Origin of the sequence: Acidovorax sp. FJL06 (genome assembly GCF_003852545.1) — a bacterium.
Lineage (GTDB): Bacteria > Pseudomonadota > Gammaproteobacteria > Burkholderiales > Burkholderiaceae_C > Acidovorax.
On sequence record NZ_QAJR01000015.1, the window covers coordinates 36,458 to 54,193 of the forward strand.

At 64.7% G+C, this 17,736-nt stretch carries 12 protein-coding genes and 5 tRNA genes; 14 read left to right on the plus strand and 3 right to left on the minus strand.

The window, feature by feature from the left end:
• Nucleotides 1-19 precede the first annotated feature (19 nt).
• Nucleotides 20-766 carry a phosphoserine phosphatase SerB gene (gene serB / locus DBV10_RS09250; RefSeq protein ID WP_124512849.1) on the plus strand — a complete coding sequence of 249 codons (747 nt, stop codon included), beginning with the start codon at nt 20-22 and terminating at the stop codon, nt 764-766.
• Nucleotides 767-855: 89 nt separating this feature from the next.
• Here serB and hpnC read toward each other — a convergent pair whose 3' ends face one another.
• Complete coding sequence (gene hpnC, locus DBV10_RS09255; RefSeq protein WP_124512851.1) at nt 856-1,779, minus strand: squalene synthase HpnC; 924 nt, start codon at nt 1,777-1,779, stop codon at nt 856-858.
• 198 nt (nt 1,780-1,977) lie between these two features.
• On the opposite strand from hpnC, the gene DBV10_RS09260 reads away from it, so the two are divergent.
• From DBV10_RS09260 to DBV10_RS09320, 13 genes are all read left to right on the plus strand, one after another.
• Complete coding sequence (locus DBV10_RS09260) at nt 1,978-3,201, plus strand: efflux RND transporter periplasmic adaptor subunit (protein ID WP_124512853.1); 1,224 nt, start codon at nt 1,978-1,980, stop codon at nt 3,199-3,201.
• Nucleotides 3,202-3,209: 8 nt separating this feature from the next.
• A complete protein-coding gene (locus DBV10_RS09265; RefSeq protein ID WP_124512855.1) occupies nt 3,210-6,392 on the plus strand; it encodes an efflux RND transporter permease subunit in 3,183 nt (1,060 codons plus the stop codon).
• Nucleotides 6,393-6,486: 94 nt separating this feature from the next.
• Nucleotides 6,487-6,573: transfer RNA gene (locus DBV10_RS09270), tRNA-Leu, on the plus strand.
• Between the two features lie 75 nt (nt 6,574-6,648).
• Entirely contained in the window at nt 6,649-7,962 is a 1,314-nt protein-coding gene (tig, locus tag DBV10_RS09275) for a trigger factor (RefSeq protein WP_124512857.1), read from the plus strand.
• Between the two features lie 124 nt (nt 7,963-8,086).
• The gene (gene clpP, locus DBV10_RS09280; RefSeq protein ID WP_124512860.1) at nt 8,087-8,695 is read left to right on the plus strand and encodes an ATP-dependent Clp endopeptidase proteolytic subunit ClpP; all 609 of its coding nucleotides are present in this window, start codon (nt 8,087-8,089) and stop codon (nt 8,693-8,695) included.
• A 101-nt stretch (nt 8,696-8,796) separates the two neighbouring features.
• Nucleotides 8,797-10,062, plus strand: coding sequence for an ATP-dependent Clp protease ATP-binding subunit ClpX (clpX, locus tag DBV10_RS09285; protein WP_124512862.1), 1,266 nt, complete (start codon nt 8,797-8,799; stop codon nt 10,060-10,062).
• 288 nt (nt 10,063-10,350) lie between these two features.
• A complete protein-coding gene (gene lon / locus DBV10_RS09290; protein ID WP_124512864.1) occupies nt 10,351-12,783 on the plus strand; it encodes an endopeptidase La in 2,433 nt (810 codons plus the stop codon).
• Between the two features lie 86 nt (nt 12,784-12,869).
• Nucleotides 12,870-12,945: transfer RNA gene (locus DBV10_RS09295), tRNA-Gly, on the plus strand.
• A 58-nt stretch (nt 12,946-13,003) separates the two neighbouring features.
• A tRNA-Cys gene (locus DBV10_RS09300) sits at nt 13,004-13,077 on the plus strand.
• A gap of 180 nt (nt 13,078-13,257) precedes the next feature.
• Nucleotides 13,258-13,333: transfer RNA gene (locus tag DBV10_RS09305), tRNA-Gly, on the plus strand.
• Between the two features lie 155 nt (nt 13,334-13,488).
• Nucleotides 13,489-13,581: transfer RNA gene (locus tag DBV10_RS09310), tRNA-Leu, on the plus strand.
• A gap of 13 nt (nt 13,582-13,594) precedes the next feature.
• Nucleotides 13,595-14,227, plus strand: a complete 633-nt coding sequence (locus DBV10_RS09315; protein ID WP_124512866.1) for a DUF6806 family protein — start codon at nt 13,595-13,597, stop codon at nt 14,225-14,227.
• A 133-nt stretch (nt 14,228-14,360) separates the two neighbouring features.
• Nucleotides 14,361-14,885, plus strand: coding sequence for a M48 family metallopeptidase (locus tag DBV10_RS09320; RefSeq protein ID WP_124512868.1), 525 nt, complete (start codon nt 14,361-14,363; stop codon nt 14,883-14,885).
• An 88-nt stretch (nt 14,886-14,973) separates the two neighbouring features.
• Here the strand turns inward: DBV10_RS09320 and DBV10_RS09325 are convergent, their stop codons facing one another.
• The gene (locus tag DBV10_RS09325) at nt 14,974-15,876 is read right to left on the minus strand and encodes a glutamate racemase (RefSeq protein WP_124512870.1); all 903 of its coding nucleotides are present in this window, start codon (nt 15,874-15,876) and stop codon (nt 14,974-14,976) included.
• A gap of 159 nt (nt 15,877-16,035) precedes the next feature.
• Entirely contained in the window at nt 16,036-17,604 is a 1,569-nt protein-coding gene (locus DBV10_RS09330) for a fumarate hydratase (RefSeq protein ID WP_124512872.1), read from the minus strand.
• Nucleotides 17,605-17,736: the final 132 nt, after the last annotated feature.

Genomic DNA, 17,736 nt, shown 5'->3' on the forward strand with positions numbered 1-17,736 from the left:
ATTTCTGAAGGCATGACCCATGCTTGACTTTGCCCCTGGCCTGCAAGTGCGCGGCACGGCGCTGCACCAGCGCCTGTCCGACTACCGCCTGATCGCGTTCGACATGGACTCCACGCTGATCGCCATCGAAACCGTGGACGAGCTGGCCGACCTGGCCGGTTGCCGTGCGGCGGTGGAGGCCATCACCGAGGCCGCGATGCGCGGTGAGATCAGCGACTACAAGGAGAGCCTGCGCCAGCGCGTGGCCCTGCTGGCCGGCCTGCCCGAGGCGGCGCTGGCCGAGGTCTACGAGCGCCGGCTGCGCCTGAACCCTGGCGTGCAGGCGCTCATCGGCGCCTGCAAGGCGGCCGGGCTGCGCTGCATCCTGGTGACCGGCGGCTTCACCTGCTTCACCGACCGCCTGCAGGCGCGGCTGGGCCTGGACGATGTGCGCGCCAATGTGCTGGAGGTGGTTGGGGGCCGGGTCACGGGCCGCCTGCTGCCCCAGCCCTGGGGCGACATCGTTGATGGCGAGGAGAAGAAACGCAAGCTGCTCGCGGTGTGTGCAGAGATGGGCATTGCGCCCGCGCAGGCCATCGCCATGGGCGACGGTGCCAACGACCTGCCGATGATGGGCGCGGCTGGCCTGGCCGTGGCCTACCGGGCCAAGCCCGTGGTGCGCGCGCAGGCCGATGTGGCGATCAACGAAGGTGGGCTGGACCGCCTGCTCGAAGTGCTGGACCCTGCAAGCGTTGCAAGCGTTGCAAGCGTTGCAGGCGTGCCATAGGCCACGGCGTTCCGGTGGGGCGCTGCTGCGCGCCGCCTGCGCCCAGGCGGTCAGGCGCGGGTGGCGGGCAAGGGGCTCGGCGGTGGCTGCTACATGCGCAGCGCGCGCGCCAGCATCACCACCCAGTCCCAGGCATGCAGGCGGGGGCGGGTGTGCAGGCTGCCGCCTTTGAGGGCCTCTACTTTGTCGAGGATGCGCAGGCCGCCTTGCACCACCAGGCGCAGCTCCCACCCCGCGCGGCCGGGCAGGCGGTGCACCAGGGGGGCGCCGCTGTGCATGGTGGCGCGGGCCCAGTCGGCACAGTCGGCGATCAGGCGCGCGTTCTCGCGGGTGCTTTGCAGGGCCAGCAGTTCGGCCTGGCAGGCGCCATGGGCCGCGCAGTCGGCGCGCGGCAGGTAGTGGCGGTTGCGGGGGATGTCCACCGAGAGGTCCTGCCAGAAGTTGATCAGCTGTAGCGCGGTGCAGATCGCATCGCTTTGCCGCAGCGCCTGGGCGTCGCCCACGCCGTACAGGTGCAGCAGCAGGCGCCCCACGGGGTTGGCGGAGCGGCGGCAGTAATCCAGCAGCTCGGCGCGGTCGGCGTAGCCCTCGGCGTCGCGGGTTTTTTCCACGTCCTGGGCAAAGGCGCTGAGCAGGTCTTCGAGCAGCGGCAGGGGCAGCTGGTGGCTGCGCAGCACGCCCTGCAGCGGCAAAAACACGCTGGCCCAGCGGGGCGAGGGCGCCTGCCCCTGGGCGATGGTGTGCAGGTCGGCCTGGTAGGCGGCCAGGTCGGCCAGACGGCTGGTGGGCAGGGCGTCGCCCTCGTCCGCCAGGTCGTCGGCGGTGCGGGCAAAACCATAGATGGCGGCAATCGGCTGGCGCAGCTGGGGCGGGCACAGCACGGAGGCCACCGGGAAGTTCTCATAGTGCGTCACGGGCGCGGCCAGTGCCGCTGGGGCTGCAAGGGCGGGCTGGACGGCAGGGGGGGCCACGGGCACGGCTGCGGGGGAGGGGGGGCTGGGGCGGTCGTTCACACCCAGGATTGTCGCTTGACAAGGTGGGGGCGCTTCTCATAGATTACTAACCGGTCAGTCAGTAATTAAAAAAGCCATTCCATTCAGGGACAAGGAGGCTGGCCCACCCCCCCCCGTTGCAGCGCAGGTCGTGAGGCCTGTGCTGTGCCTGGTGTTCCGTCGCTCCTTCCTTGTGGCCCTTTTTTCACCGGATTTCCCATGCGCACACCCTCCGCTCTGCGGCCCCTCCAACGGCACTCCCGGTTCTTGCTGGTGCTGGCCACCGCCTCTTTGCTGGCCGCCTGTTCGCGCCCCGCGCCGCCCGAGGAGCCTGTGCGCTCCGTCAAGCTGCTCACGGTGGGTGTGGGCGCGCTGCAGTCGAGCCTGGAGTATTCCGGCGAGGTGCGCGCACGGGTGGAGTCGCGCCTGGGCTTTCGGGTGGCGGGCAAGGTCGTGCAGCGCCAGGCCGAGCTGGGCCAGCATGTGAAGGCGGGCCAGGTGCTGGCCCAGCTGGACCCCAAGGACTATCAGCTGGCCACCGACGCCGCGCGGGCACAGCTGGCATCGGCCACCACGCAGCGGGACCTGGCCGCTGCGGACTACAAGCGCTACCAGGCGCTGAAGGACCAGAACTTCATCAGCGGTGCCGAGCTGGAGCGCCGCGATGCCACCCTCAAGGCCGCGCAGGCCACGCTGGACCAAGCGCGTGCCCAGCTGTCGTCGCAGGGCAACCAGGCGGCCTACACCACGCTGGTGGCCGATGTGTCGGGCGTGGTCACGGGCATTGATGCCGAGCCGGGCCAGGTGGTGGCCGCCGGCACGCCCGTGGTGCGCATTGCGCAGGACGGGCCTCGCGATGTGGTGTTTGCCGTGCCCGAGGACAAGGTGGCCCAGATCGCGCAGGGCTCGGAGGTGGCCGTGCGGGGTTGGTCGGGCGGTGCGCCGCTGGCCGGCCGGGTGCGCGAGGTGGCCGCCAGTGCCGATCCTGCGACCCGGACCTACCAGATCAAGGTGGCCATTGAGCGCGCCGAGGCGCCGGCCCTGGGGTCCACCGTGTATGTGACGCCCAAGGCGCTGAGCCACGCCGGCATTGCGGCCATCAAGCTGCCCACCAGTGCCTTGCGCCAGCAAGGGCAGTCCACCGCCGTGTGGGTGTATGACGCGGCCAGCAGCACGGTGAAATCGCAGCTGGTGCAGATCGCCACAGCCGATGGCAACGAGGCGGTGGTGGCTGCTGGGCTGACCCCCGGCATGCAGGTGGTGGCCACTGGCGTGCATGTGCTGTCGCCGGGGCAGAAGGTCACGGTGTATCAGCCAAAAGCGGTGCCACCGTCCGCCAACAAAGCGCAGACAGCTCCTGATTCTGTAGCGATTCCTGCGGTTACCCCTGTGCCTGCCGCCGCAGCGCCCGCATCCGCCGCCACGGCCTCTGCCGCCAACTGAGGCCTGCCATGACACAACAACAACCCAAAGAGGGGTTCAACCTCTCCAAATGGGCGCTCGACCACCCGGCGCTCACCCGCTACCTCATGGTGGTGCTGATGCTGCTGGGCTTTGCGGCCTACTTCCAGCTGGGGCAGGACGAAGACCCGCCGTTCACCTTCCGCGCCATGGTGGTGCGCACCTATTGGCCGGGCGCGACGGCGCAGCAGGTGGCCGAGCAGGTCACCGACAAGATCGAGCGCACGCTGCAGGAGGTGCCGTATGCCGACAAGATCCGCAGCTACTCCAAGCCCGGCGAGTCACAGATCATTTTCCAGATCAAGGACTCGTCCAAGCCTGGCGATGTGGCCAATGTCTGGTACAGCGTGCGCAAGAAGGTGGGCGATATGCGCTACACCCTGCCGCAGGGCATCCAGGGCCCGTTCTTCAACGACGACTTCGGCGACGTGTATGGCGTGATCTACGCGCTCGAATCCGAGGGTTTCAGCTACGCCGAACTGAAAGCATTTGCCGATGACGCGCGCCAACAGCTGCTGCGCGTGCCCGACGTGGCCAAGGTCGAGCTGTTTGGCGTGCAGGACGAAAAGCTGTTCATCGAGATTTCGCAAAAGCGCCTGTCGCAGCTGGGCCTGGACATGAACGCCGTGCTGGCCCAGCTGGGCCAGCAGAACGCAGTGGAAAGTGCGGGCGCCGTGCAGACGCCGCAGGACCAGGTGCAGGTGCGGGTGCAGGGGCAGTTCAACGCCATCGAGGAGCTGCAGGCCATGCCGATCCGGGGGGCATCGGGTGCGCAGCTGCGTCTGTCGGACATTGCCGAAGTCAAGCGCGGCTATGTGGATCCGGCCACGGTGAAGGTGCGCCACCAGGGGCAGGAGGTGATTGCACTGGGCGTGTCCATGGCCAAGGGTGGCGACATCATTGCGCTGGGCAAGGCGCTGCACCAGGCCACCGACCGCATCGCCGGCACGCTGCCGGCGGGGGTGAAACTGGTCAATGTGCAAGACCAGCCCAAGGCCGTGGCGAGCTCGGTGAACGAGTTCGTCAAGGTGCTGATCGAGGCTGTGGTCATTGTGCTGGCCGTGAGTTTTGTCGCGCTGGGTTTCCACAAGCGCCCTGGCAACAACCCGCTGTGGAAGCGCTGGTACATCGACCCGCGCCCGGGCCTGGTGGTGGGCATCACGATTCCGTTGGTGCTGGCCGTGACCTTCCTGGCCATGTGGTACTGGGGCATTGGCCTGCACAAGATTTCGCTGGGCTCGCTCATCATTGCCTTGGGCCTGCTGGTGGACGACGCGATCATCGCGGTCGAGATGATGGTGCTCAAGCTCGAAGAGGGCTACGACAAGGTGCGCGCCGCCACCTTTGCCTACGAAATCACGGCCATGCCCATGCTCACGGGCACGCTGATCACGGCGGCGGGCTTCTTGCCGATCGGCATCGCCAAGTCCACCACGGGGGAATACACCTTCGCCATTTTTGCGGTGACGGTGATTGCGCTGGTGCTCAGCTGGATCGTGTCGGTGTACTTCGTGCCCTACCTGGGCACGCTGCTGCTCAAGGTGCCGCCCCATGTGCTGGCTGCGCAAGCCCACAAGGGCATCACCGACGACCCGCACGAGGTCTTCGACAGCCCGTTCTATACGGCCTTTCGCCGCCTGGTGAACTGGTGCGTGGCGCACCGCTGGCTCACCATCGGCATCACCATCCTGACCTTTGTGCTGGGTATCGTGGGCATGGGCAAGGTGCAGCAGCAGTTTTTCCCCGATTCGAGCCGCCCCGAGATCATGGTGGACATCTGGTTCCCGGAGGGCACCTCGTTCGCGGGCAATGAGGACGTGACCAAGCGCGTGGAGCAGCGCCTGCTCTCCGAGCCGGGCGTCACCGCCGTCAGCACCTGGGTGGGCTCGGGCGTGCCGCGCTTTTACCTGCCGCTGGACCAGGTGTTCCCGCAGAGCAATGTGTCGCAGTTCATCGTGCTGCCGCAGGACCTGAAGCTGCGCGAATCCCTGCGGGTGAAGCTGCCGGCCTTGTTGGCGCAGGAGTTCCCTGAAGTGCGCGGCCGCGTCAAGCTGCTGCCCAACGGACCGCCCGTGCCCTACCCCGTGCAGTTCCGTGTGGTGGGCCCGGACCCGCTGGTGCTGCGCGAGCGTGCCGACGAGGTGAAGGCCCAGCTGCGCCAGAACCCCGACATGCGGGGCGTGAACGACAACTGGAACGAGTCCGTGAAGGTGCTGCGCCTGGAGGTCGACCAGGCCAAGGCGCGCGCCCTGGGCGTGACGAGCCAGTCGATTGCGCAGGCCTCCAAGACCATCCTTTCGGGCACCCAGGTGGGGCAGTTCCGCGAGGGCGACAAGCTCATCGACATCCTGCTGCGCCAGCCGCTGGATGAGCGCAACGCCATCACCGACATCGCCAACGCCTACCTGCCCACGGCCTCGGGCAAGTCGATCCCGCTCACGCAGATCGCCAAGCCCGTGTTCACCTGGGAGCCGGGCGTGATGTGGCGCGAAAACCGCAACTACGCCATCACGGTGCAGGGCGACGTGACCGAGGGCCTGCAGGGCGCCACGGTGACGGCGGCGCTGCTGCCGTCCCTCAAGGAGATCGAGGCGAAGTGGCGCGAGGCCGGGCAGACGGGCTACCGCATCGAGGTGGCGGGCGCGGTGGAGGAAAGCTCCAAGGGCTCGGCCTCGATCGCGGCAGGCATTCCGATCATGCTGTTCATCACGTTCACGCTGCTGATGCTGCAACTGCACAGCTTCAGCCGCGCCATGCTGGTGTTCCTGACCGGCCCGCTGGGCATGGCGGGCGTGGCGGCGGCGCTGCTGCTGCTCAACCGGCCCTTCGGCTTTGTGGCGCTGCTGGGCGTGATCGCGCTCATGGGCATGATCCAGCGCAACTCGGTGATCCTGATCGACCAGATCGAGCAGGACCGCGCCCGGGGCGTGCCGGCGTGGGACGCCATCGTCGAGTCGGCCGTGCGCCGCCTGCGCCCCATCGTGCTCACGGCCGCCGCGGCGGTGCTGGCCATGATCCCGCTGTCGCGCAGTGTGTTCTGGGGGCCAATGGCCGTGGCCATCATGGGCGGGCTGGTCGTAGCCACCGTGCTCACGCTGCTGGCGCTGCCTGCGATGTATGCCGCCTGGTTCCGGGTCAAACGGCCCGCGCCAGAGGTTCTTGGAGGGGTTTGATTCCCACTCTGCCCGCATCAGGGTAAAATAGAAGGTTGACCGATTTCATGCAGGCGGCAGCTGAGGTTGCCGCCTGTTTGTTTGTTGTAGAACCGCGCGGGTGGCGAAATTGGTAGACGCACCAGGTTTAGGTCCTGACGCCAGCAATGGTGTGGGGGTTCGAGTCCCCCCCCGCGCACCACCCATGTGAGACTTTGCGGAACACGGCGCTGCTGCGCTGCAGCCAGCACGATCCACATTCATAAGAGGAATAGCCATGGCCGTTACTGTTGAAACCCTTGAGAAGCTCGAGCGCAAGATCACGCTGAGCGTGCCCGTTACCCTGATCCAGTCCGAAGTCGACACGCGCCTCAAGCGCCTGGCTCGCACCGTGAAGATGGACGGTTTCCGTCCTGGCAAGGTGCCCATGAACGTGGTGGCCCAGCGCTATGGCTACTCGGTGCAGTACGAAGTGCTCAACGACAAGGTCGGTGAAGCCTTTGCCGTGGCCGCCAATGAAGCCAACCTGCGTGTGGCCGGCCAGCCCCGCATCACCGAAAAAGAAGGCGCTCCAGAAGGTCAGGTGACTTTTGACGCCATCTTCGAAGTGTTCCCTGAAGTCAAGATCGCCGACCTGTCGGACGCCGAAGTCGAAAAGCTGTCGGCCGAAGTGACCGATGCCGCCATCGACAAGACCATCGACATCCTGCGCAAGCAGCGCCGCAGCTTCGCCCAGCGCGCCCTCGACGCCGCTGCGCAAGACGGTGATCGCGTGACCGTGGACTTCGAAGGCAAGATCGACGGCGAGCCGTTTGACGGCGGCAAGGCCGAAGACTTCCAGTTCCTGGTGGGCGAAGGCCAGATGCTCAAGGAATTCGAAGACGCCGTGCGTGGCATGAAGTCGGGCGAAAGCAAGACCTTCCCCCTGGCCTTCCCTGCTGAATACCATGGCAAGGATGTGGCCGGCAAGACCGCCGACTTCCTCGTGACCGTGAAGAAGATCGAAGCCGCCCACCTGCCCGAAGTGAATGACGCCTTGGCCAAGTCGCTGGGCATTGCCGACGGTTCCGTGGACGGCCTGCGCGCCGACATCAAGAAGAACCTGGAGCGCGAAGTCAAGTTCCGCCTGCTGGCCCGCAACAAGCAAGCCGTGATGGACGCCCTGGTGGCCAAGGCCGAACTGGACCTGCCCAATGCCAGCATCCAGGCTGAAATCGCCCGCCTGCTGGAAGGCGCCCGCGCCGAGCTCAAGCAGCGTGGCATCAAGGACGCCGACAAGGCCGAGATCCCTGAAGACGTGTTCCGCCCCCAAGCCGAGCGCCGCGTGCGCCTGGGCCTGGTGCTGGCCGAGCTGGTGCGCGCCAACGAACTGCAGGCCAAGCCCGAGCAGCTCAAGGCCCACATCGACGAGCTGGCCGCCAGCTACGAGAAGCCCGAAGACGTGGTGCGCTGGTACTTCGGCGACCGCCAGCGTCTGGCCGAAGTCGAAGCCGTTGTGATCGAAAACAACGTGACCGAATTCGTGCTGGGCAAGGCCAAGGTGGTCGAGAAGGCCGTGTCGTTTGACGAACTGATGGCCCAGCAGGGCTGATGGGCCTGGCCGGGCGGCTTGTTGCCGAACTGCCCGGTTGTTTCCGTCACACACAGGGGCTTGTGCTTTCGTGCACAAGCCCCAATTCATTTCTGGGTACAGTACCTGCTTGACTGGAGAAAACATGAGCGCATTGGAAACACAAGGCCTGGGCATGGTCCCCATGGTCATCGAGCAGTCGGGCCGTGGCGAACGGTCCTATGACATCTACTCGCGCCTGCTCAAGGAGCGCGTGATTTTTCTGGTGGGTCCGGTCAATGACCAGACCGCCAACCTGGTGGTGGCGCAGCTGCTGTTCCTGGAGAGCGAAAACCCCGACAAGGACATTTCGTTCTACATCAACTCCCCGGGCGGTTCGGTGAGCGCCGGCATGGCGATCTTTGACACCATGAACTTCATCAAGCCCGATGTCTCGACCCTGTGCACGGGCATGGCGGCCAGCATGGGCGCCTTCCTGCTGGCAGCAGGGGCCAAGGGCAAGCGTTTTGCGCTGCCCAACTCCAAGGTCATGATCCACCAGCCGCTGGGCGGCATGCAGGGCCAGGCCACCGAGATCGAGATCCACGCGCGCGAGATCCTCAAGACCCGCGAGCAGCTCAACAGCATCCTGGCCGAGCGCACGGGCCAGTCGCTGGAGAAGATCCAGCGCGACACCGAGCGCGATTATTTCCTGTCGGCCGACGAGGCCAAGGAATACGGCCTGGTGGACCAGGTGATCAGCAAGCGCTCCTGATCGCCAAGGCTCGCACAGCGGCGTTTTCCCCGGGGGAAGACGCCGTTTTTTATTTGGTTATCATCCCGACAACTTTCCGTACGTAACAAGGCATTGCCCCCATGGCCGAGAAAAAAGGCTCTTCCAGCGAAAAAACCCTTTACTGCTCTTTCTGCGGCAAAAGCCAGCATGAAGTGAAGAAGCTGATCGCCGGCCCGTCGGTCTTTATCTGCGACGAGTGCATTGACCTGTGCAACGAGATCATTCGCGACGAACTTCCGGCCGGTGACCTGGCCCGCGAAGGCCGCAGCGACCTGCCCACGCCGGTGGAGATCAAGACCAACCTCGACAACTACGTGATTGGCCAGGAAGTGGCCAAGCGCACGCTGGCGGTGGCGGTCTACAACCACTACAAACGGCTGCGGCACAAGGACAAGGCCCACAAGGACGACGTGGAGCTGTCCAAGAGCAACATCCTGCTGATCGGGCCCACGGGCTCGGGCAAGACGCTGCTGGCCCAGACCCTGGCGCGCATGCTGGACGTGCCCTTCGTGATGGCCGACGCCACCACCTTGACCGAAGCCGGCTATGTGGGCGAGGACGTGGAGAACATCGTCCAGAAGCTGCTGCAAAGCTGCAACTACGAGGTCGAGCGTGCCCAGCGCGGCATTGTCTACATCGACGAGATCGACAAGATCTCGCGCAAGTCCGACAACCCCAGCATCACGCGCGACGTGTCGGGCGAGGGCGTGCAGCAGGCGCTGCTCAAGCTCATCGAAGGCACCATGGCTAGCGTGCCGCCCCAGGGCGGGCGCAAGCACCCGAACCAGGATTTCCTGCAGATCGACACGACCAACATCCTGTTCATCTGCGGCGGCGCGTTCGCGGGCCTGGAGAAGGTCATCGAGAACCGCACCGAGGCCTCGGGCATCGGCTTTGGCGCATCGGTCAAGAGCAAGAAGCAGCGTTCGCTGACCGAGGTGTTCACCGAGATCGAGCCCGAGGACCTGATCAAGTTCGGCCTCATCCCCGAGCTGGTGGGCCGCATGCCCGTGGTGACCGCGCTGGCCGAGCTGAGCGAGGATGCGCTCGTGCAGATCCTGACCGAGCCCAAGAACGCGCTCGTCAAGCAGTACAGCAAGCTGTTGTCGATGGAAGGTGTGGACCTGGAGATCCGCCCTGCGGCACTCAAGGCCATTGCCCGCAAGGCCCTGGCCCGCAAGACAGGTGCGCGCGGATTGCGCTCGATCCTGGAACAATCGCTGATCGGCACGATGTTCGACCTGCCCAATACCAGCAATGTCGAAAAGGTGGTGGTGGACGAATCCACCATCGAAGAGAACAAGCCGCCGCTGCTCGTCTACCGCGAGGCGGCCAAGAAGGCCTGAGAAGGTGTGAGCGAATCCACCATGCCCGCTCGTCCCGCAAAAACGCACCCCCTCGGCGTTGCAAATGCTCGCCATAGCCCGAGCTATGGCTGCGCTTTGCGCCTTGATGGCGCCCGTTTGTGCGGCCCGCTCGGCCACGCCGGATTCATTCATACCTTCTGAGAAGACCGGAGCGGGCGCTCTGTTGCCGCCCCTTGAACCATCAACCCTTGCGCCAGTACGGCTGCGTGCAAGGGTTGAAAATCCCCACATGTGGAACCACTTCCACAGAGCACTTTGAGGATTTCCATGTCCGGACATACCCCCCTGCCAGCCACCCCCATCGACCTGCCACTGTTGCCCTTGCGCGATGTGGTGGTGTTCCCCCACATGGTGATCCCGCTCTTCGTGGGCCGTCCCAAGAGCATCAAGGCGCTTGAGATGGCCATGGAGGCCGACCGCCGCATCATGCTGGTCGCCCAGAAGGCAGCTGCCAAGGATGAGCCTTCGGTGTCGGACATGTTCGATGTCGGCTGCGTCTCCACTATCCTGCAGATGCTCAAGCTGCCCGACGGCACGGTGAAGGTGTTGGTCGAAGGGCAGCAGCGCGCGCTGGTCGCCTCCATCGACGACACCGAAACGCATTTCATGGCGACTGTTACGCCGGTCGAGGCCACGCCCGAGGCCAACAAGCCCAGCGAGATCGAGGCCCTGCGCCGCGCGGTGATGCAGCAGTTTGACCAGTACGTCAAACTCAACAAGAAGATCCCGCCCGAGATCCTTACCTCCATTTCCAGCATCGACGATCCCGGTCGCCTGGCCGACACCATCGCTGCCCATCTGCCGCTCAAGCTCGAAAACAAGCAGGTGGTACTGGATCTGTCGGACGTGAAGGCGCGCCTCGAAAACCTGTTCGAGCAGCTCGATCGCGAAGTCGACATCCTGAATGTCGACAAGAAGATCCGTGGCCGTGTGAAGCGCCAGATGGAGAAGAATCAGCGCGACTTCTACCTGAACGAACAGGTCAAGGCCATCCAGAAGGAACTGGGCGAGGGCGACGAAGGCGCTGACATCGAAGAGATCGAGAAGAAGATCAAGCTCGCCAAGATGCCTGCCGAAGCGCGCAAGAAGGCCGACGCAGAACTCAAGAAGCTCAAGCTCATGTCGCCCATGTCGGCCGAGGCCACCGTGGTGCGCAACTACATCGACGTGCTCACGGCGCTTCCGTGGAGCAAGAAGACCAAGATCAAGCACGACCTGGTCAATGCCGAGGGGGTGCTCAACGAAGACCACTTTGGCCTCGACAAGGTCAAGGACCGCATCCTTGAGTACCTTGCAGTGCAGCAGCGCGTGGACAAGGTCAAGGCGCCCATCCTGTGCCTGGTGGGCCCTCCAGGTGTGGGCAAGACCTCGCTGGGGCAGTCCATTGCCAAGGCCACGGGCCGCAAGTACGTGCGCATGGCCCTGGGCGGCATGCGCGACGAGGCCGAGATCCGCGGGCACCGCCGCACCTACATCGGTGCGCTGCCGGGCAAGGTGCTGCAGAGCCTGTCCAAGGTGGGCACGCGCAATCCGCTGTTCCTGCTGGACGAGATCGACAAGCTCGGCACCGACTTCCGCGGCGACCCATCGAGCGCGCTGCTGGAAGTGCTGGACCCCGAGCAGAACCACACTTTCGGCGACCACTACGTCGAGGTGGACTTCGACCTGTCCGACGTGATGTTCGTCGCCACGTCGAACTCGATGAACATCCCGCCGGCCCTGCTCGACCGCATGGAAGTGATCCGCCTGTCGGGTTACACCGAGGACGAGAAGACCAGCATCGCCATGAAGTACCTGCTGCCCAAGCAGCTCAAGAACAATGGCGTGAAGGATGAGGAACTGCTGATCACCGAGCCTGCCGTGCGCGACATGGTGCGCTACTACACCCGTGAAGCCGGTGTGCGCTCGCTCGAGCGCGAGCTGTCCAAGATCTGCCGCAAGGTGGTCAAGGGCCTGCAGCTCAAGAAGCTCACGCCCCAGGTGGTGGTGACGGCGGACAACCTGCCCGACTTCCTGGGCGTGCGCAAGTACACCTATGGCCGCGCCGAGTTGCAAAACCAGGTGGGGCAGGTGGTGGGACTGGCCTGGACCGAAGTGGGCGGCGATCTGCTGACCATCGAAGCGGCCATCATGCCCGGCAAGGGCGTGATCACGCGCACCGGTTCGCTGGGCGATGTGATGAAGGAATCGGTGGAGGCCGCACGCACCGTGGTGCGCAGCCGGGCGCGCATTCTGGGCATCAAGGACGAAGCCTTCGAGAAGCGCGACATCCATATCCACGTGCCAGACGGCGCCACGCCCAAGGACGGCCCGAGCGCCGGGGCGGCGATGACCACCGCGTTTGTGTCGGCGCTCACGGGCATCCCCGTGCGCGGCGATGTGGCCATGACGGGGGAAATCACGCTGCGCGGTGAAGTCACTGCCATCGGGGGACTCAAGGAAAAGCTGCTGGCGGCGCTGCGCGGTGGCATCAAGACGGTGCTGATTCCCGAAGAAAACGTGAAGGATCTCGCCGAGATCCCGGACAACGTCAAGAGCGGGCTGGAGATCGTGCCGGTGCGCTGGATCGACAAGGTGCTGGAAGTCGCGCTGGAGAGCAAACCTGTGCCGCTGACGGATGAGGACGTGGCGGTGGTCGCAGCGGCTCCGGCCGAAAAAGCGGCCGTTGCGTCGTCAGTGGTCGATGGTTTGAAACATTGACGCAAATTTTTTTGGGGAGCCCCAAAAAATGCGCTACAATTCATTCCATCGCAGCAAACGTTGTAGAATGTAAGGCTTCGGTAAATGCGGGAATAGCTCAGTTGGTAGAGCGCAACCTTGCCAAGGTTGAGGTCGAGAGTTCGAGACTCTTTTCCCGCTCCAATTTCCAGAAAAAGGGAAGCGAATGCTTCCCTTTTTTGTCAGAGGGATGTGAATTCCTGGCGCGGTAGCAAAGCGGTTATGCCCCGGATTGCAAATCCGGTTAGTCCGGTTCGACTCCGGACCGCGCCTCCAGATACGGTCTGTACCGTTGGTGGCTCAGGATCTTTCGGGTTCTGTGCTGTGACGGAAATGAGCAAGGCTGGTAGGTGATTGGAAAAATTTTTGGTCAGCAATCGAATGAGGCCAAAAATAGCGATATAATTTGAGTCTTGCTAACAAGCACTGATGGAAACGTTAGGGCGGCAAGAAAATGCGGGAATAGCTCAGTTGGTAGAGCGCAACCTTGCCAAGGTTGAGGTCGAGAGTTCGAGACTCTTTTCCCGCTCCATATTCTTAAAGGGAAGCTTCGGCTTCCCTTTTTTATTGGTGGTCCGGGCCGTGTCGTTTTTCAAGCGGCAGTCTGTGGCCAGAGATGCGACAGGGCATTGCGCGCATGCGCTGCCCGGGTTACGCTGCAACGCAGGTGTGCGCTCAGCAGCCGGCGCCCCGATGGTGAAATTGGTAGACACTGCGGACTTAAAATCCGCCGCTTTCCTGAAAAGGGGCGTGCCGGTTCGACCCCGGCTCGGGGCACCACTACGATTCAATCATGTCAAGTTACAACGCTCCCTTTGAAATCCACGTCCACGGACAGGTCCCCTTGCGCGCTGATGCGAGTTTTGACCAGCTCCAGGAGGCCCTCAAACCCTTGTGGAAGTACGCCGGAGCCCGTTCGCTGGCCGATGGCGCGGCCAGTGCCTACGAAGAAGAGCCCGGCATCAAGTTCGATGCACAGGAGCATCTGCTGCAGATGTGCTGGACCGTGCGGGGCGATGAGGACTTTCGCCAGTCGCTCGACGAGATGTGCATGAGCCTCAACGAGCTGGCCGAGCAGGGGGCCGCGATCGAGGTCACGTTCTACGACGCCGACTTTGACGAAGAAGAGGAAGAGCAAGGGGCCGAGTCGCGCGACGACTTTGTCATGCTGTTTGTGGGCCCCACCCCGGCCGCCATCATGCAGGTGCAGCGTGATCTGCTGGTTCAGGACGTGGTGAACATGATGGAGCGCCACTTTGATGGCGCCGAGTTGGGGGGCGTGGTGGCTGAGATCGACAAGCTGTTCAGCCAGCGTTTTGATGCGCTGGTGAACTCGCTGGAAATCGGCAAGCCGCCACGTGGCCCGGGTGGCCCTGCCAGCGGTCATGGCGGTGGCGGTGGCCGCCGTCCCCGCCACCTGCACTGACATCCTCTCTGCGCAAGGCGCTCGACGGAGCAGGGCGGCTGCACCGGCTTGCTGAGACCCATGTGGCCGGCACGCCTGCCCGGCCGCAGCTTTGTCACCCCGTGGCAGCCATGCCGCCATGCCACTTCCTGTGATGACCTCTGACCTTCCCTACCTGCGCTCCTACCCTGCGGCCCTGCAGGAACAGGCGCGCGATCTGCTGGCGCAGGGAAAGCTGGGGGCGGTTCTGCAACGCAAGTACCCCGCAGCCCATGCCGTGCGCAGCGACAAGGCGCTGTACGACTACGCGCAGGAGCTGAAGGCGCGCTACCTGCGCAATGCGGGCACGGTCAACAAGGTGTTGTTCGACAACAAGATCCATGTGGTGCGCCATGCGCTGGGCTTGCATACCGCAGTGTCGCGTGTGCAGGGCAACCGGTTGACGGCCAAGCACGAGATCCGCATTGCCGCGATGTTCAAGCAGGCGCCGGACGAATTCCTGCGCATGATCGTTGTCCACGAACTGGCCCACCTGCGCGAGAAGGACCATGGCAAGGCCTTCTACCAGCTGTGCACCCACATGGAGCCGCAGTACCACCAGTACGAGTTCGACCTGCGCCTGTACCTGACGCATGTGGAGCATGCAGGCACCCGGCTGTGGGGCGCGGAGCTGTCTTGAGGGCTATGCCGCCAAGGCTTGATTTGCTATTGTTTTAATAGCTTTATGGGCTTGGTGGGCGGGCGCAGAAGCCAGTTTTGGCTTTGAATCAGGGCACCTGCACAGACTGGCAGCAACTCGCGGGCAGGTCCAGCCAGCGCTGCGCAGCGGCCTCCAGCATGGTGACGGGGCCGGTGGTCAACAGCTGCACCGGGGGTGTGGCCCCAGGCGGCTGTGCAGGGGGCTGGCCTGGCGGTGTTTCCGCAGGCACACGCAGCAAGTCGGCCGCCGCCAGCAGGCGCTGTGTCTGGCGCGCCACGGGCTCGCCGGTCTCGATGAACTGCACGCCGGGCCCGACCAGCGCGCGCAGCTCATGGGCCACGAAGATGTAGTGCGTGCAGCCCAGCACCAGGGTGTCCATCTGCCCGGGCGCCGTGCCAAACGGGCCCATGGCCTCGATGTAGCGCTGGCACAGGGCGCCGGTTTCGGTGCTGCCGACGGCGGCGCCGGTGCTTTCTGGGGGCGGCTCTGGCTGCGCCACGCTGCGCTCAATGGCATGGGCCAGGCCATCGCAGGGCTGCACCACAAAATGGGCCTGGTCGGCCAGCGAGGCCATCAGCTTGCCGAACTTGGCGCTGGTGAGCGTGCCCCGGGTGCCGATCACGCCCACATGCCCTGTCTTGGTGACTGCCAGGGCGGGCTTCACGGCAGGCTCCAGGCCCACCAGGGGCAACGCGGGGTGGCGGCTGCGTACTTCATGGATGGCTGCTGCCGTGGCCGTGTTGCAGGCCACCACCAGGGCCTTGATCTGGTGCTGCTCACACAGGTACTGCGTGATGGCATGGGTGCGTGCCGCCACATAGGCGTCGCCCCGCTCGCCATAGGGCGCGTTGGCGCTGTCGGCCAGGTACACGAAACGTTCGTGGGGCATCGCGGCCAGCAGCGCGCGCAACACGCTCAGCCCACCGACGCCACTGTCAAAAACACCGATGGGAGAGGAGGCCTGTGGCATCAGAAACCAAGCGCTGGCAGTTGGAGTAAAGCGTGGATTGTAGGAAAGACGTGGCCACCGTGCCGGGCATGGCGGATACCCATGAAAAAACCGCCCGAAGGCGGTTGTGGCAGGGCGGTGCCCGGGAGCCGTGAACCGGCGCCGGGCGATACGCGGATCTCAGGCAGCCGCCACGCCAATGCCCTTGAACTCGCCCGAGGCGATGCGCTTTTGCCACTCGGCCGGGCCGGTGATGTGGGCGCTGGTGCCGCCAGCGTCCACGGCCACGGTCACAGGCATGTCCACCACGTCGAATTCGTAGATGGCTTCCATGCCCAGGTCGGCAAAGCCCACGACCTTGGCGGTCTTGATGGCCTTGCTGACCAGGTAGGCGGCGCCGCCCACGGCCATCAGGTAGGCGCTCTGGTGCTTCTTGATGGCCTCGATGGCGACCGGGCCGCGCTCGGCCTTGCCCACCATGGCGATCAGGCCGGTCTGGGCCAGCATCATCTCGGTGAAGCCGTCCATGCGCGTGGCGGTGGTGGGGCCTGCGGGGCCCACGGCCTCGCCCTTCACGGGGTCCACGGGGCCCACGTAGTAAATGATGCGGTTGGTGAAGTCCACGGGCAGTTTTTCGCCCTTGGCCAGCATGTCCTGGATGCGCTTGTGTGCGGCATCGCGGCCGGTCAGCATCTTGCCGTTGAGCAGCAGCGTGTCGCCCGGCTTCCAGCTGGCCACTTCTTCCTTGGTCAGCGTGTCGAGGTTGACCTTCTTGCTCTTGTTGTAGTCGGGCGCCCAGTCCACGTTGGGCCACAGGTCCAGGCTGGGGGGCGTGAGGTACACGGGGCCCGAGCCGTCCATCACGAAGTGCGCGTGGCGCGTGGCGGCGCAGTTGGGGATCATCGCAATCGGTTTGCTGGCCGCGTGCGTGGGGTACATCTTGATCTTGACGTCCAGCACCGTGGTCAGGCCGCCCAGGCCTTGGGCGCCGATGCCCAGGGCGTTGACCTTTTCAAACAGCTCCAGGCGCAGCTCCTCGACCTTGTCGAGCGCGGGGCCGCCGGTCTTGGCGGCTTCGGCCTTGGCCTGCAGTTCGTACATGTCCAGGTCGTCCATCAGGCTTTCCTTGGCCATGAGCACGGCCTTTTCGGCCGTGCCGCCAATGCCAATGCCCAGCATGCCGGGCGGGCACCAGCCAGCGCCCATGGTGGGCACGGTCTTGAGTACCCAGTCCACCACGTTGTCGCCGGGGTTGAGCATGTACATCTTGGACTTGTTCTCCGAGCCGCCGCCCTTGGCCGCCACGGTGATGTCCACGGTGCTGCCGGGCACGATCTCGGTGAAGATCACGGCGGGGGTGTTGTCCTTGGTGTTCTTGCGGGCGAACTGCGGGTCGGCCACGACCGAGGCGCGCAGGGTGTTGTCGGGGTGGTTGTAGCCCCGGCGCACGCCTTCGTTGATGGCGTCGTCCAGGCTGCCGGTGAAGCCCTCCCAGCGCACGTCCATGCCCACTTTCAGGAAGACGTTGACGATGCCGGTGTCCTGGCAGATGGGGCGCTGGCCGGTGGCGCTCATCTTGCTGTTGGTCAGGATCTGCGCGATCGCATCCTTGGCCGCTGGGCTCTTCTCGCGCTCGTAGGCGCGGGCCAGGTGGGCGATGTAGTCGGTGGGGTGGTAGTAGCTGATGTACTGCAGCGCGCCGGCAATGGATTCGATCAGGTCTTCTTGGCGAATGGTCGTCGTGGTCATGGCGGTGGGGTTTTAAGGGAAAACGCGAACCCTTAATTATCCCCTGCCGGGCTTGCGCGGGCCTGTCAGGGGAGAAGAGGGGTGGTGGCGCGCCGTGGCCTGCGGTGGGTATGCTGCGGTCTGGTGTTTCAT

What these genes read in the sequence shown, in the direction of transcription:
- serB (WP_124512849.1), top strand. Translation starts at nt 20, where the DNA reads ATGCTTGACTTTGCCCCTGGCCTGCAAGTGCGCGGCACGGCGCTGCAC.
- DBV10_RS09260 (WP_124512853.1), top strand. Translation starts at nt 1,978, where the DNA reads ATGCGCACACCCTCCGCTCTGCGGCCCCTCCAACGGCACTCCCGGTTC.
- DBV10_RS09265 (WP_124512855.1), top strand. Translation starts at nt 3,210, where the DNA reads ATGACACAACAACAACCCAAAGAGGGGTTCAACCTCTCCAAATGGGCG.
- tig (WP_124512857.1), top strand. Translation starts at nt 6,649, where the DNA reads ATGGCCGTTACTGTTGAAACCCTTGAGAAGCTCGAGCGCAAGATCACG.
- clpP (WP_124512860.1), top strand. Translation starts at nt 8,087, where the DNA reads ATGAGCGCATTGGAAACACAAGGCCTGGGCATGGTCCCCATGGTCATC.
- clpX (WP_124512862.1), top strand. Translation starts at nt 8,797, where the DNA reads ATGGCCGAGAAAAAAGGCTCTTCCAGCGAAAAAACCCTTTACTGCTCT.
- lon (WP_124512864.1), top strand. Translation starts at nt 10,351, where the DNA reads ATGTCCGGACATACCCCCCTGCCAGCCACCCCCATCGACCTGCCACTG.
- DBV10_RS09315 (WP_124512866.1), top strand. Translation starts at nt 13,595, where the DNA reads ATGTCAAGTTACAACGCTCCCTTTGAAATCCACGTCCACGGACAGGTC.
- DBV10_RS09320 (WP_124512868.1), top strand. Translation starts at nt 14,361, where the DNA reads ATGACCTCTGACCTTCCCTACCTGCGCTCCTACCCTGCGGCCCTGCAG.
- DBV10_RS09325 (WP_124512870.1), bottom strand. Translation starts at nt 15,876, where the DNA reads ATGCCACAGGCCTCCTCTCCCATCGGTGTTTTTGACAGTGGCGTCGGT.
- DBV10_RS09330 (WP_124512872.1), bottom strand. Translation starts at nt 17,604, where the DNA reads ATGACCACGACGACCATTCGCCAAGAAGACCTGATCGAATCCATTGCC.